Origin of the sequence: Flavobacterium sp. ACN2 (assembly GCF_002303885.1) — a bacterium.
GTDB lineage: Bacteria > Bacteroidota > Bacteroidia > Flavobacteriales > Flavobacteriaceae > Flavobacterium.
In genome coordinates, this window is the sequence record NZ_MRCM01000001.1 from 359,569 (window position 1) to 375,452 (window position 15,884).

A 15,884-nucleotide genomic window follows, 5' to 3' on the forward strand; every position below is an offset into this window, starting at 1 on the left:
TTAAAATTTTAAGTTTGCACCAACTACAAATGTTTTTAATGCTGGATAAGCATCTAACTCTACTCCCTGAGTACCTTTAACTAATTCACCATCTCCTAAAACCTCAGGTGAGAATCCTGAAAATTTTTGGCTAATGAAAGGATTCATAGCATTTACGTAGATTCTACAATAGTTAATAAAACCTTCTTCTTTTAATGGAAGTTTATATCCTAATGTGATATTATTGATTCTGAAAAAATCTCCAGATTCTAAATAATAAGTTGATGCTACTGGAACCTGATTAAATGGAGCTGGATTAGATCCTGATGTGTTTGTTGGAGTCCACATGTCATTAAGTAAAGACGTTTCTACATTTTCTCCATAAAAACGCTGCGCTTTTTTTCCATTATATACTTTGGCTCCACCTGTTCCATATCCGTCTACAGAGAAATCAATATTTTTGTAATTTAATCCTAAAGTAACCCCGTAAGTAGAAGTTGGTAAAACTGAACCTACATATTTTCTGTCTTTAGTTTGATCTAAAGCACCTTGAGCTACCTTATTTCCGTCTGCTGTATAGTACAACATTTGTCCGTTTGCTGGATCAACCCCTGCATATTCGTACATATAGAAACTACCTAAAGGCTGTCCTACTGATGTATTATCAAGTATTTTTGTTACTTGACCATTTCCTAATGAACCACCATTAATTGTTGCAAGTCTTACATTTTTCAAACTAGCTAATTCATTTTTGTTATGAGAGAAATTTCCTCCTACCCAGTAACTTAAGTTATCTGTGATTTTATCATCCCAACGTAAAGCGATTTCGTACCCTTTATTAGATACCTCACCTACGTGTGTTGGAGATTCTACAGTAATTCCTGAAGTTGAATAAGGCGTAACATTTAAAATAGCATTGTTAGTATTTTTACTGTAAACATCAAACGATCCTTTCAATCTGCTATTAAATAACTCAACATCAATACCTGCAGAAGCTTCTTCTACAATTTCCCATGATAAACTTGGATCAATTTGCGAATTAATAGTTGTTCCAGAACCTCCATTATAATCTACTCCAGATGTAAATGACTGAATGTTTAATGGCACTTTTTGGTTTCCTAATTTACCCCAAGAACCTCTAACTTTTAATAAATCTAAATTTTTAATATCAGATAAGAAGCTTTCTTTTGTTACAATCCATCCAATACCAACTGATGGGAATGTCCCCCAACGGTAGTCGTTAGAGTAATTTGAAGATCCGTCACGTCTTACAGTACCTGTTAATAAATATCTGTCCAATAATTTATATTGAAAACGTGCAAAATATGATGCTAATCTAGCTTGATTATCATTTACAGCTTTATATGTAGTTACACCTCCATTTTGTGCGTAATTAATACCATCAAGTCCCCAATAGTTACTATTTGGATTTACATTTCTAATATCCGCAGTAGTTTTTGATCTAGTTCCAATTACGTTAGCCTCAATACCTGCAGTAACTTCAACATCATGAATTTCAGCAAAAACTTTGTTATAAGTAAAATAGTTCGATAAATTCCAGTTGAAATAATCATCAGTATTTCTTGTCAAAGTGTTTGTATTCAAACTCTTTTTGTCATAAGAAGCTTCTACTCTGCTTGGATCAGCTGCTAACCAAAGACCTAAATTATCAACAAAATTATATTGTTTATAAGTAAAATATTCTCCATTAAATTGAGATGTAAACTTCAATGATTTCATGATATCCCAATCTAATCTTAATCCACCTTGAAGTGTAACTGTTTTTTGTTGCTCGTTGTTATAATCTAAGGCAACAACAGGGTTTCCAACTGAGTTGAATGAATCTCCCGTTTGAGAAATAACTCCATTTTGTATAAATGGCACACCATATTTTCCATTAGGAAAACGTACCGGAACTAAAGGCGATTGTCTGTAAGCAGATGTGAATGCAGACATTGGCTGTGGAGTATTTTTTATAGAACTAACACTGAAATTTTGGCTAATTTTAAGTTTCTCCGAAATTTTGTACTCATTATTACTTCTAAAAGTAGTACGCCCGTATTCAGTTCCTTTTAAGATACCCTCTTCTTCGTAATTACCAACACTAAAGAAATATTTAATATTTTCTCCTGATCCAGAAAGCGATACGTTATTTTGAGTGTAAACTCCTGTTCTTGTTATTTCATCAAACCAGTTTGTATTATACGGTTGATTTTGAGAAAATCTTCCAGCAGGAAACTGACTAATAAATGCCGCATTATTATACTGAATATATTGGTCAGCATTTGCCATTTTCACTTTCTTTAGAGGAGATCTAAAACCAGCATAGCTATCAATATCTACAGTAAGTTTTCCTTTACCTGTTTTAGTAGTAATCATGATTACCCCATTTGCACCTCTTGTTCCATAAATAGCAAGTGCAGAAGCATCTTTTAAAACCTCGTAAGAAGTAATATCATTTGAGTTGATATTATTAATGTTATCAGTAGGCATACCATCCACAACATATAATGGATTTCTTCCTCCTAATGCAGTACCAACCCCTCTAATAACAATAGAAGGTGTACTTCCTGGTGCGTCTGAAGTAGCAACTTGTACCCCTGCAGCTTTACCTTGAATAGCTTGAGAAGCATTTATTACTTTCATTTTGGTAATCTCTTCGGACTTAATTGAGCTTACAGCCGAAGTATTATCAATTTTCTTTCTTGTACCGTATCCAATTACAACTACTTCTTTTAAAGCAGTATCACCCGCTTCTTTTAAGGTTATTGACATTGGTGCGGCAGTAGCCGGTACAGAAACCGAATCAAAACCCAACATAGAAACTTTTAAAATGTCTCCAGGTTTTGCATTAATTGTAAAGTTTCCGTCGAAATCTGCATCTGCAGTTGCTCTAGCATCAGCTGAAGCGATAATTGCTCCTGGAATTCCCATTCCATTACTGTCTACTACTTTTCCTTTAATTGCTTGAGCTTGCCCCATCATATAGGTAGGCAGCAGCAAGAGCGCTAAAAAGCTAAAAATAAAATTTTTCATACAGTACGTAATCGTTTAAGTTAGTAGAGCCAAATTAAGCAATTACAACGTTGTAGTACATCAAATACCACTACAACATAGCTACATCATTATGTTAAAATTTTAGCTTACAATAATGATTATCAACACTATAAATGTTAAAGAAATTCGTTTAACATAACATTATGATGTAGTAATGATGTATCGCAATTATATAAAAAATGATATAGAAAAATATAAATTCTGTAAAAAACAAAACCAAATCTTACAGAGTTAATAAAAACTTTGACAGGTTTTCGTCCTGAGTAAGGTTTAGCTTCTTTCTAAGACGATATCTATGCAATTCTACACCTCTAAAAGAGATATTCATCATAGGAGCAATTTCTTTAGAAGAAAGGTTCATTTTTAGATAAACACACAGTTTTATATCCTTTGGAGTTAATTGTGGATATTTTTTAGAAAGGTTAATAATAAACTCATTGTGAATTTGATTCAGATTGGTTTCAAAAGTTTCCCATTCGTGCTTATTCACTTCATTGATCTTAATTGCTTTTCTAATTTCATTTTTAAGTTTGCCAAAATCTTTTTCGGTTTCCAAAATACCTTGAATTTTATCAATCATTTCTGTTTGTTTGGCAATTGATAAAGATTTACCCGCTACTTCTGAAGATTTTGCTTGCAATTCTAATTCCAAGATATGTTTTTCATATTCTTGAATATTAAGTTCGTTTTCTTTCTTCAACTCCATCTCAAGAATTTCTCTCTGATGTTTTAATTCTTCAGCCTGCAATTTTAATTTTTGCATATAGCGAAGTTTATTCCATTTATAATAGAAAAATAAAACGGCACCAACAACAAGAAGATATAACAGAATCATCCAAAAAGAAAAATACCACGGCTCTGCAACTTTAAATTTATAAGAAGAAACTTTATCATAAGTTGATCCATCGTGTTTGAATATTTCTACTGTATGATCACCACTGCTTAAATTGTTCAAAACGATTAATCCGTCTGAAATAGAGATAAATTCTTTTTCCTTATCAAGTTTATAAAACAAATTTGGTCTGCTCGCACCATAAATTCCCGAAATGACGTTAATCTTTAATTCCGTATTGAATTTAACTTTCTCTTCGTTAGGAACTAAAATATCATTACTAAATGCTTCAATTTTTACTCCAGAATTTTGTTTGTTTTCATATTCAAGTTTAAGTGAAACAAATCCGTCATCGAGATTAAACAGATAATAATTATCTTTCTTGAAAATCCTTAAATTCTCATTGATTAATTTTCCTTTATAATATTTCTCCTGAATAATATTCCACACAAACTTGTTTCCTTCGGCATAAATATGATATAAAATTCCGTTTTGCAACACCATAAAATGATCATCGTCTATGGAAACAATATCTGTTACATTTTTAAAACTTGTATTAAACAATTCATTTTCTTCCAATTTACCAGCTATCGAATTGTAGGTATACCAAGAATTATTAATTAGAAAAAGTATTTCTTTTCTAAACTCAAAAATCTTTATCCCAAAATCGTTTTGTATTTTACTCTGCTGTGTGACATTTTCAACTTTTAGCGTGTTGTAATTATCATCTAATAAAACACGATACAAACCACGATAATTATCTGCAGCCCAAATTTCATTTTTTTTATTTTGAGCTACATATTTTATAGGTTTTGCAAGATCTTTTATGATTTTATAATGAGACATGTTTGAGGGATCGTCATAAACCAGAATACCGCTGTAAGTTGACTGAAAATAAGTGTCATTAATACTGCTCTTAGACATATTCCAACCTCCACTAACACCATTTATTTTCGTCAGCGTATTATTTTCATACGAAAAAGTACCATCATTATGACCTATAATATATTTTCCATCAATAAGAGAAATATTCCAGCCCTGCCCTTGCGTATTAGGCATCATATTAAACTTTCCGGCACTATATTCAAAAATTCCATGATTGGAAGCAATTAAATAGCCTTTATTAATTGAAGCAACCGCATAAACTGATCCTAAAAGTCCAGAATTATCATAAAAGAAAGAAATAGGAGAATTAACCTCAACGTGCGCAATACCATTATCTAAACCAACCCACAAATCATTTTCTTTATCCAACCCTAAACTTAAAACCGAATTATTCATTAAGACATTATTGCGTTCAATATTTTTGAATGAATTGGTTTTTAAATCTAAAATGAAAATTCCACGATTTCCAGTTCCGATAATTAGTTTTTCATTTTTTACAAATTTTGCCACATTAATTGTAGCCGATTTTAAAACTTCATTTATTGGATGCTCCCAACTTCTTAGTCCATTTTTTTCTACAATAAATACTCCTTTTTTCTGTGTAAAGATGTAAGTCTGGTTTTGATACTTTTCTATGGCATGAACGACAGTATTTTTCAAAACATTCCATCCTTTTGGATTGGAAATGTATTTACCTTTCATTTTAAAGATTCCGTCTCTCACAGAAGCAACATATAAATCTTTATCGACACCAAAACAATAAGAAATAAGAAATGGAAATTTAATTTTCTTAATTGTTTTTCCATTATAAATAAAAACATCATTAAAAGATTGAAAATAAAGAGACCCGTTAAATTTGAATATTTTCCAAATTTCCTCGTTGTCCTTCTCATCAAATAATTTAAGATTTTTGGTAATAGAAACATAGTGCATTGTTCCTTCTTTTCTATACCAATAGCCAAATTCTTTATAAGAACCAGAATAGATTTTATCTCCTTCAATCAGGATAGATCGAATGATCGTTTTGTTCGGAAGTGTATATTTTTCCCATTTTACTCCGTCGTAACGAAGCAAATAGTGATTATTGGCAAAATACATCGCATTATCATTTCCTTGTGCCACATTCCAAATCTGATTATCACCCTGATAATCTGATTTGCTGTAATTTTCGACAAAGGGAAGTAATTCTTGTGCTTGAAGTTGTAAAGCGATGAAAAAGAAGATAACTGATTTAAAAAGTATCGATTTCAAAGTATTCGTTTTTAACTTCAAAGATACTCACAAATATTTAATTTTTAGGTCAAAAAAAACTCCTCAAGCTTGAGGAGTTTTTTATACTATTTAGATAAAATCATTTTTTAAAATTAAGTAGTACTGATTGAGGAGCGTAATTAATATCAAATCCTTTTTCTAAAGATTTTTTCACTTGTGCAATATATTCTTGATTGACAGTTTTTTTATCTTCAAATTCTATCAATTCTGCTTCAGTTTTTAATTCTGTCTCATTTCTAATTTCAAATATATCCCATTCAGAATAATTTTTCGGATTGATTAAACAACAAACTGTCTGTGGTCTAATACTATTTACAAATTCATTCAAATTACAAATCCCATTTTCTAATTTATAATTCAACCAGTCTTTATCTGCAATATCAAAAACATGAAAAACATGCACTGTATTTTTTATCTTATTTAACAGTACAAGTTCTGTACAATTATATAAATGACCTATTTGAATAAAATGGTCTGAAATTTCAGATCTAAACTCTTTTTCAAAAACATCTAATTCTTCTGATGTGTTTAAAAAACTAAATGGCTTTTCAAATTCATCATCATCACCATCGATAATTAAATTTGCTGGGATTGAAAGTAGATTGTCTCCGAAAATTTTATATTTATAAATTTGTCTGAAATTTTCAGGAAACAACAAACGACTTTCGATGTCCAATTGACAATATCCAGAATAATCTTCAAGTTGCTTTTCAAGCTCAAATAGTTTATTGTCCATTTTTAAATTTTAATTTTCCAGTAATTGAAAAACCTGATTGGCAATTTCATACTCTTCATCTGTTGGAACAACTAAAACTTTTGTAGTAGCATTTTCTGAATTGATTTCTCTTAATTCTTTAGAACGAATTTGATTTTTTGCTGCGTCAATTTCAATTCCAAAATAATTCATATCTGTACAAATCAAATTACGCATGTATGATGAGTTTTCTCCAATTCCCGCAGTAAAAACAATAGCGTCAAGTCCGTTTAGAGCTGCTGCGTAAGCACCAATCGTCTTTCTGATTCTATAAGCATTCATATGTAATGCCAACTGGCAATCTTTGTTTCCTTTTTCGGCTTCAGCTTCAATATCACGCAAATCACTGTAGCCTGTAAGACCAAGCATACCGCTTTGTTTCAGTAAAACAGCATTTACTTCATCTGGAGTATATCCTAAATTTTTAATCATATAAAAGACCACAGACTGGTCAATATCTCCAGCACGAGTCCCCATGATTAAACCATTTGAAGGAGAAAACCCCATTGAAGTGTCAATACATTTTCCATTTTTAACAGCGGCCATACTGCAGCCATTTCCTAAGTGAATCGTGATTATTTTAGAATTATTTTCTAAATAATTAATGGCTTTTTCAGACACATATTTATGGCTCGTTCCATGAAAACCATAAACACGGACTTTATTTTCTGTCAAAAGATAATTTGGAATAGCATATTTATACGCTACTTCTGGCATAGTCTGATGAAAAGCGGTATCAAAAACAGCAATTTGCTCTGCTGAACTGAAAATCTCTTCTGCTACATTAATTCCTTCTAAATTTGCTGGATTATGCAAAGGCGCCAATTCAAAAAGCTGTTTGATCTTTTCTTTAACTTTCTCATCGATTTTTACGGTGTCACTAAAATCGCTTCCTCCATGCACAACACGATGTCCCACTGCCGAAATTTCTGAAGTCGATTTAATAACTCCTTTTTCAGCATCCAAAAGCATATTGGCTACTTTTTGTAAACCTACTTTATGATTCGGAATCGGAAGCATTTCTTCGATTGAAGCTGTTGCTGTTTTAAAAGTTATATTTGATGTTTCTAAACCAATTCTATCAATCATTCCAGAACAGATTACTTCGTTTTCTGGCATTACCATTAATTGATATTTAATTGAAGAACTTCCTGAGTTTATTATTAGTATTTTCATTCTTTTTAAAGGTACTAAGGTTCTAAGATGCTAAGGTTCTTAGTTTATTATTTAATTTTTAATTGAATTTACATTCCCTGCGCTTGGATTGCTGTAATAACTACCGTATTAATAATATCGTCTACAGTACAACCGCGACTTAAGTCATTTACGGGTTTATTTAAGCCTTGTAACATTGGACCAATTGCCAATGCTCCAGTTTCTCTTTGAACGGCTTTATACGTATTATTTCCTGTATTTAAATCAGGGAAAATTAATACGCTAGCTTGCCCTGCTACTTCTGAATCTGGCATTTTGCTTTTTCCTACAGTTAAATCCACCGCAGCATCGTATTGAATTGGTCCTTCGATTTTTAAGTCTGGCCTTTTTTCTTTTACGATTGTTGTAGCCGCTCTCACTTTGTCTACTTCATCACCTTTTCCAGATGATCCAGAAGAATAAGAAAGCATCGCAATTTTTGGTTCAATTCCGAAAGCTAAACTTGATTCTGCAGAAGAAATTGCAATTTCTGCCAATTGTTCTGCCGTTGGATTTGGATTAATAGCGCAATCTCCAAAAACAGAAACTCGATCTTCTAAACACATAAAGAATACAGAAGAAACTACAGATGAATTCGGTTTTGTTTTAATGAATTGTAGTGCTGGTAAAATCGTGTGCTGTGTAGTGTGCGCCGCACCAGAAACCATTCCGTCTGCGTGTCCTTTGTACACCATCATTGTTCCAAAATACGAAACATCTTCCATTAAATCTCTTGCCATTGTAATGCTTACGTTTTTCGCCTTTCTTAGCTCATAGTACGTATTAGCATAATCTTCATACATTTCAGATTCGATCGGATTGATGATGTTTACTTTAGAAAAATCAAATGTAAGTCCGAGTTCTGCCACTTTGCTTTCAATTTGTTTTTTGTCTCCAATAATAGAAATATCAACCACATCCATATCTAATAATCTTGAAGCTGCTGCAATAATTCGGTCATCATTTCCTTCTGGCAATACAATATGTTTTCTATGCTTTTTAGCTCTTTTAACCATGTTGTATTGAAACATTTTTGGAGTCATTCCTTCAGGTTGGAAAGTGATTACTCTTTGTGATAGAGCTTCAATTTGAACGTGCTTTTCAAATGTATTAATCGATGTTTCGATCTTATGTGTGTTATTCGCGTAAATCTCCGATTTAATCGAACCTATTTTATTGGTGATATGATAAGTTCCGCCATCAACAGCAATAATTGGGACAATAGGAGAAAGTCCTTCTATAAGCTTTAAAATACTTTCCTCTGGAACAATATTTCCTGTCAGGATAATTCCTGAAATAGTTGGGTAATTTGCTGATTCATTTGCTTGTAAAGCACCTAAAATAATATCAGAACGGTCTCCTGGAGTAATAACTAACGCATTGTCATGCAAATGGACCAGATAATTATGCAATTGCATCGCTCCTACACTGTAATGCCCAATTTCATTATTCAGATAATTTTCTCCAAATAGCACTTTAGCATTCAATTCGTGTACGATTTCCTGCATGGTCGGATTATTCAAACTCGAAATAAGCGGAATTGTATTAATCAACACATTTGAAGGTAAACTTTTTTGTAAACTAGTAGTAACCAATTCTATATTTTCTGGTTGCACTTTATTGGCAAAAACTGATAACACTTCAACCTCTTTTACTTTGAAAGAATCATAAACCAGATATAAACTATCTAAAAGTTCTTCTAAGGTTTTACCAACTCCTGAACCTACAATTATGGTTGGAATTCCGAGGTTTTTGGCAATTAAAACGTTCAAGTCTAATTCGATAGAAGTTCCCTCGCCTGTAAAACTTGTTCCTTCAACTAAAACAAAATCAAAACGTTCCTCTAGCTTTTTATATTTTTCAATAATTAAGTCAAGAACCTCTCCTATCTTACCTTTATTCTTTTTCTTAATCAATCTGCTTTTGGTAATAGCATACGCGTCGTCAAACGCAATATCAAGGTTAAAATACGACAAAACAGTTTCGATATGATTATCTACCTCACCATCCACAAAATCTTCGATTATAGGTCTAAAATAACCTACTTTAGCCGTTTTACCAATTAAGATACTCATTAAACCGAGCGTAATAATTGATTTACCACTGTTATGGTCGCTAGTGGCTATATATATTGCTTTACTCATAATTATTTATATTTATTCTAAATAACAAAATTACATAAATACTACTTCTCTGGATTGTAACAAATGTTAAAACCAGCGTCTTTTTTTGAAATAAATGATCAGGGCGACTACGAGCAAGAACATAATCCCCATGACCACAAAATAGCCGTTTTGGGTTTTAAGTTCTGGCATGTTTTCAAAGTTCATTCCGTACACTCCAACTATAAAAGTAAGCGGAATAAAGATTGCTGAAATAATCGTCAGCGTTTTCATGATTTCGTTCATTTTTCGGCTTTGTTCCGAGAAATAAAAGTTTGAGGCACTTTCCAATGCGCTCATGTCAGATTCTATCTGTTCTAAAAGCTCTAGACTTTTTTGATGAAGCCTAATAAAGAAATTAAATGTTTCTTTTTGAATTAAACCGTTTGATTCATCATCATCTTTAATCGTTTTTAGATAAAACAAAGAATCCCGAAGCGGTATAATGGAGCGTTTTAAGAAATTTAAATTATCACGGTGATTTTCAATTTTCTCTAAAATAACGGGTTTCGCTTCTTTTTTGGTCAAATTGATTAATTCTTCAATTTTATCTTCTTCGTCTTCCAATGTGATGTAGAAATTCTCCATTACAGCGTCTAAAAGCAAATACAAGAGATAATCTACCTTTTTGGTTCTAACAATTCCTGCATGCGTACGCAAACGCTCACGAATATGGGTAAAGAAATCGCTTCTTTTTTCTTGAAAAGAAATCAAAATTCCGTCTTTCAGAATAAAACTGATTTGTTCCACACTAATATTGTCGGAATATTCAGAGGGCAAAAGCGATTTTATATTAAAGAATAAAACATTTTGCTGTTCTTCTAACTTGGTTCTTTTGGTTGTATTTAAAATATCGGCTAAAAGAAAATCGTCAAGTTTAAAATGCGCTCCAATAGTTTTTATCAGATTAATATCGTTTAAACCATGAATATTGAGCCAATTGTTTTTAGTATAATCAAAACAAGAATTAAGGGCAAGAACTGTAAACTTATCATATTCAACAACATCATTATCATTATAAACAAAAAGCTGCATTTCTGTTTCGTGCTCTTTGTGGGTGCCAGTATACTCTAAAGTAATGTGTTGCAACTTACGTCCTTTCTTGTATTTGATCTTTCTCATCCATGAAAATTTACAATAGTAATATTACGAAAAAGAATCCGAACACGAAATGACAATTATCAGTTTATGGAAAACCTAGACTTAGACGCACTGCAGTGCATCTCTACAGTAATTTATACCCATAAAAAAACCGAGTCATTTCTGACTCGGTTTTCTATCTTAATACTTTGTACTAATTACTTAGTACTAAAGAATTATTTTACTTCTTCAAAAATAACAATAACTGATTATCAATATATTACATAAAAATGGTACAAATATGGAACAAAATGATTATTTTATTTCACAAAACAACATATTTCTCTCTGAAAATCAATCATTTTAAACTTTATTAGACTAATTGAAAAAGGTGTTAAAGCAGCTGGAGCAAGAGCTCATAAATCAACATTAGAAATTGAAAAACTATTGAAAGAGTTTAGAAAAGTTTCTATTGAGGAGTCTAAATAATAAAGTAAGAATTAAATATTGAAATCATCAATTATTGAAGAAAATAGCAGCACACCATCACAGCATTTCATAAGAGCGCCTTAGAAAGCTTATCCACATTTTATTTTTTCCACTTTGTTATATCGGTAGTTGTATTTGGTAAACTTTTTAAAAATTGATCATTAACTTGCCCAACGTTTATAAGAGCTTCATCAAATTTTTGCTCTAACCATTCAGCAGAATTGTGTGTCAATTTCACATATGCCTTTCTCATCAGTGATTTTGTTGGTTTAATATTTATTTCTCCCTCATCATATCTCCTTCTTGTGGATGGAAAACTATCATAGTCAAATTTTGAAAGTAAATCAGAAAGAAGAATACCGTCACCCATTGTCCCATTAATAAAGACCGGCTCCTTAACCCTCAAATAAATTGACCATCTCTCCTTCCAACTATTTTCCTCTATTTCTTGTTGGGAGGCTTTATCTCTTCCATCTATATACTTTAATGCTATCGCTCTTCCAAAAATTGCATAATCATTAGGGTTTTGAGTCATACGTGCCATAAAGATTACATCGCCATCGTTAACTTGTCTTGGTTTTTTATTTAATGGAAAAGTACATGCATAATGACAATGAGATCTTTTGATCTCGGTTTTAATTGGAAAATCTAATCCAACTCTGTTGTCTGCTTTTCCAAAAATTTTGATGTAATACGTTTTTGTCTTATCGAAACTTGTAAGATTTGCTCCATAGTCTGGAAGTGCACCAATTTTACCTTTACTAACTATAATTCCGTCAAGTTTCTTTTCCCAATCATCACATTGATCAATTGTCAATTCGTTGGGGGCAATTTTCTTAAGGTCATTAAAATAGTCATGCAGATTCTGTATAACATTTTTGTCAGTTATATAAATTCCGCACTCGTGGTTACTAACAAGCCCTCCGTTTGTTAGATTGGCCGAAGTTATTATTGCAGCTCTTTTGTCGAAAATATAAACCTTACTATGAAGATTTTTAACTCCAAAAACACTTGCTTTTTTTTCAATACAAAATTTCAAACCACTTAAACTAGATACTTTCATCGCAAAATCTTGTAAATTGAATCGGGTAATCAATTCAAAGTTTTTATAATTAAAATCGCTTTCAATTTTTCTTAAAACTTGCTCCTTTACAAACGGTGAAATAATTTTTAGCTCTTTAGTATTTGGAAGTTCCTCAAGAAGTTTTTGGTACCAGTTTTTCAAATATAATTCCATGCATCAAGTGTATTATATAATTCTTAAATTAGTGATGACATTAAAAAGAAACAATTCTGTAAAGTTAATTTGCTTTACTCCAAAATATCAAATCCAATAATTTTAAATCTGTTAACTTTTCGAAATTGATTATATTTTCTGAATCAAGGTTTTTTAAATCTCGTCTAATAACCTGGATTATTGACTGATTTTCGTCACACCATTTTTTATATTGGGAGCTTATTATTAAAAATGATAAATAAAAACTTTCTTTATTTAATTTGAAATGATTTTTTATTGGATTGTCTAAAGCACAATAAACATGAGGATTAAAAGTATGAACCAGTTTAGCGAAAAAAGAAGTTAAATCTGCAGATTGAAGTTTGTCTTTTCTTTTTAAAACAGCGGTTCTAAAATTATCGAAATATAATTTTTCAATATCATTTTGTCGTATTAAATTCAAAATATCAATTTTCTTAGTCTCCAATCGATCTAAAAACTCATTATCAATACCTTGCAGGGAGTATTGTGATTTAAACAGTTTAAAAAAATTATTACTTTTAAAATACAGTTCTTCATTATTAATCGTTTCGAAATAATAAATTTGAAATTTTCGAGATTTTGGGTTAACAATATTTTTAATAAGGTATTTATTTAGTACTTCATCAATTGTAGACAATTGTATTTCTTCGTGAATTTGTCTATATACTGATTCTTTTAGATAATTGATGTATGATGTCTCCATTTTTATAAAATGCTGGTAAAATTATAGACTATGAATAGAAAAAGTGTGAAAACCTACGAAAGCCATTTTTTTTCTAATTCTTTTAAATGCTTTTCATCTTGTAAAGCTACATCATAAAGCGTTTGATATTCAAACCTCCCCAAATAGTCTGCTCCTTTCTTAGTTTCATGACAAACCTGCCAAATAATTTTAGATGCATCAATTGTTAACCTTGAGAACTCTTCAGCCTTTAAAACCCATTCATCAGGTTTGATCCAAATTTTAGTTTTCTCCGGAGAATTATGGACCGCAGAATTTCTTAGCTCTTCATATGTAGCAAAAATTGTTTTAAAAGGTTCCTTTATTTGGTAATCATCAGAAAGTATAATTTTTGCCTTTTTATCTGATCTTACAATTTTTTGAAAAGCTTCTATTTTGTATTTCAAATTTAAAAACCTGCCATTCTTTGAACCTCTTAAAATATCTTTTTCGTTTTCAGTCAGTTCATTTTTTCGTCTATAATAAATATCAAAGCCAATACTATTTATGTAGCATTCGAAAAATGAATAAAATGAAATAATTGTCAATCTGCTGTAAAACGATATTTCACTTTTGATTGTGTTCAAATCGGTTAGAGTTTCATTATCAAACTTAATTGCACCCTTTTCTTTGAAATCATTTTTTTGTTCCTCTCCAAAGTGTTTTAAAAGAAATAAATACTTTTGTGCCTTAGAAAGACATTTAAAGGCATCTCTTAGTAAAAAGTGTTCTTCAATATCTCCTTTCCCTTTATGAATTGCCAAACCAATTTTAAAATGATAAGGATAATAATCATACTTGTAATAATTTTTCAGGTCAATAAACTCCTCTAACCAGCCAATAAATATACCATTACTTAAAATCTCTTTATCAGTTTTAAATAGACCATTCCATTCTGTTGCTATAATTCGAAAATCAACCTTTTTTAAATATTTATCCTTTACCAGACAATGATATGAATTTAATTTTTCGTCATACGCTGGTAATTTTTCATTTATTTCATTGAGTGAAGATTCTTTTATGAATTCATAAAAACTCTGACTAAATGAATTGAACTCATCAAAATCAATTTCAGCACAAAAAGATGCCATTAATTGTAGGTAAATTGTAAAATCCCAAACTCGATTAATTTCTTCTTCCATATTTAATTATTTCTTGTAAATTCTTTTTAAAAGTATAAACTGGTTCTGTCGCATCTGTCAGAATCAAATATAAGAATTTAAGTGATTTAAAATTTAGCACGCCAGTTTACAGAATGATTTAAACATAGATTTCCCGGGTTTGACCATCTGATTCTTTCTTAGCATATGCACAACTTCAATTCCACTCAATGTTCGTTTTGCCGATTCAAAACTTTTAAAACCTAACCCGTTTTGTATTCGCCATTTTATAAATCGATGGTCTTGTTCTACAATATTGTTGAGATATTTACACTGCCGGATTTTAATCTTTGAGAATGAACGTTTGTTATATACTTTGATCGCTGCGATATTAGAACCGCTTTTATCAATGTTTATTACTGTTGGCCGCCAATTATTACCAATTGCTTTAATTAGAAAAGACTGAGCGCTCATTCTCTGTCTTTTTCTGGTCAAAAGAAAGTCAACCGTATTGCCTAATTTATCTACTGCCCTATATAAATAACACCAAATACCTTTTACTTTGATGTAGGTCTCATCCAATCTCCAACTCGCCCCCACTTTGCCTTTTCTCTTCTTCATCTCTGCCTCAAGCAAAGGTGCAAACTTATAAACCCAACGCTGAATCGTGGCATGATCCACAATGACTCCTCTAATCTTCATTAGTTCTTCAATATCACGGTAACTAAGTGTAAATCTTAGCTTGAAATATACTGCCTGAAGAATTATGTATTTTGGATAACAATGACCTTTAGTATTCATCTTTTGATCGGTTTAAAATTCTAAAGATAAAAGTTATTCCCAGATGCGACAGAACCCAAATTTAAACTCCTATGAAAAAATTTCAAATTAAAAAAACAGAGCACGGAAAATGGCTTGTATCTCACAACGAAGTTCCCAAATTCAGCTGTATTTTTGAAGATAAGAAATTCAATTACGACAGAACAATCATCGGCCTTTTAGATCCAGCAGGTGATCCAGAAGAAATACAGCTTTTGCAAAAAATGGAAAAATGGCTCAAAGAATACCACAAGGATAAAATTAATGGATAATAAGCCGCTG

The 15,884-nt window shown here is 31.3% G+C and carries 11 protein-coding genes and 1 pseudogene; 2 read left to right on the plus strand and 10 right to left on the minus strand.

The features are described from left to right. From BSF41_RS01480 to corA, 6 genes are all read right to left on the minus strand, one after another. Positions 1 to 3,015: a SusC/RagA family TonB-linked outer membrane protein gene (locus BSF41_RS01480; protein ID WP_095927757.1), complete on the minus strand. Its 3,015-nt coding sequence runs from the start codon at positions 3,013 to 3,015 to the stop codon at positions 1 to 3. Positions 3,016 to 3,259: 244 nt separating this feature from the next. After that, positions 3,260 to 6,004, minus strand: a complete 2,745-nt coding sequence (locus BSF41_RS01485) for a LuxR C-terminal-related transcriptional regulator (RefSeq protein WP_095927848.1) — start codon at positions 6,002 to 6,004, stop codon at positions 3,260 to 3,262. A gap of 100 nt (positions 6,005 to 6,104) precedes the next feature. After that, positions 6,105 to 6,761 (minus strand): hypothetical protein, encoded by a 657-nt coding sequence (locus BSF41_RS01490; RefSeq protein WP_095927758.1) that lies wholly within the window; start codon positions 6,759 to 6,761, stop codon positions 6,105 to 6,107. Positions 6,762 to 6,770: 9 nt separating this feature from the next. Then, entirely contained in the window at positions 6,771 to 7,955 is a 1,185-nt protein-coding gene (locus tag BSF41_RS01495) for an acetate/propionate family kinase (RefSeq protein WP_095927759.1), read from the minus strand. A gap of 68 nt (positions 7,956 to 8,023) precedes the next feature. Further along, the gene (gene pta, locus BSF41_RS01500; protein WP_095927760.1) at positions 8,024 to 10,117 is read right to left on the minus strand and encodes a phosphate acetyltransferase; all 2,094 of its coding nucleotides are present in this window, start codon (positions 10,115 to 10,117) and stop codon (positions 8,024 to 8,026) included. Positions 10,118 to 10,183: 66 nt separating this feature from the next. Next, positions 10,184 to 11,257, minus strand: a complete 1,074-nt coding sequence (corA, locus tag BSF41_RS01505; protein WP_095927761.1) for a magnesium/cobalt transporter CorA — start codon at positions 11,255 to 11,257, stop codon at positions 10,184 to 10,186. Positions 11,258 to 11,593: 336 nt separating this feature from the next. Between corA and BSF41_RS01510 the strand changes: the two are divergent. Next, positions 11,594 to 11,704: pseudogene (locus BSF41_RS01510) on the plus strand (histone H1); the annotation flags it as partial. Positions 11,705 to 11,804: 100 nt separating this feature from the next. Here BSF41_RS01510 and BSF41_RS01515 read toward each other — a convergent pair. From BSF41_RS01515 to BSF41_RS01530, 4 genes are all read right to left on the minus strand, one after another. Next, positions 11,805 to 12,941, minus strand: a complete 1,137-nt coding sequence (locus tag BSF41_RS01515; RefSeq protein ID WP_095927762.1) for a phospholipase D family protein — start codon at positions 12,939 to 12,941, stop codon at positions 11,805 to 11,807. Positions 12,942 to 13,005: 64 nt separating this feature from the next. Next, the gene (locus BSF41_RS01520) at positions 13,006 to 13,599 is read right to left on the minus strand and encodes a hypothetical protein (protein ID WP_141248106.1); all 594 of its coding nucleotides are present in this window, start codon (positions 13,597 to 13,599) and stop codon (positions 13,006 to 13,008) included. Between the two features lie 119 nt (positions 13,600 to 13,718). Beyond that, a complete protein-coding gene (locus BSF41_RS01525; RefSeq protein ID WP_095927764.1) occupies positions 13,719 to 14,825 on the minus strand; it encodes a hypothetical protein in 1,107 nt (368 codons plus the stop codon). Between the two features lie 93 nt (positions 14,826 to 14,918). Further along, on the minus strand, positions 14,919 to 15,584 hold the full coding sequence (locus tag BSF41_RS01530) for an IS6 family transposase (protein WP_095927765.1): 666 nt from the start codon (positions 15,582 to 15,584) through the stop codon (positions 14,919 to 14,921). A 71-nt stretch (positions 15,585 to 15,655) separates the two neighbouring features. Between BSF41_RS01530 and BSF41_RS01535 the strand changes: the two genes are divergently transcribed. Beyond that, positions 15,656 to 15,874 (plus strand): hypothetical protein, encoded by a 219-nt coding sequence (locus BSF41_RS01535; protein ID WP_095927766.1) that lies wholly within the window; start codon positions 15,656 to 15,658, stop codon positions 15,872 to 15,874. Positions 15,875 to 15,884: the final 10 nt, after the last annotated feature.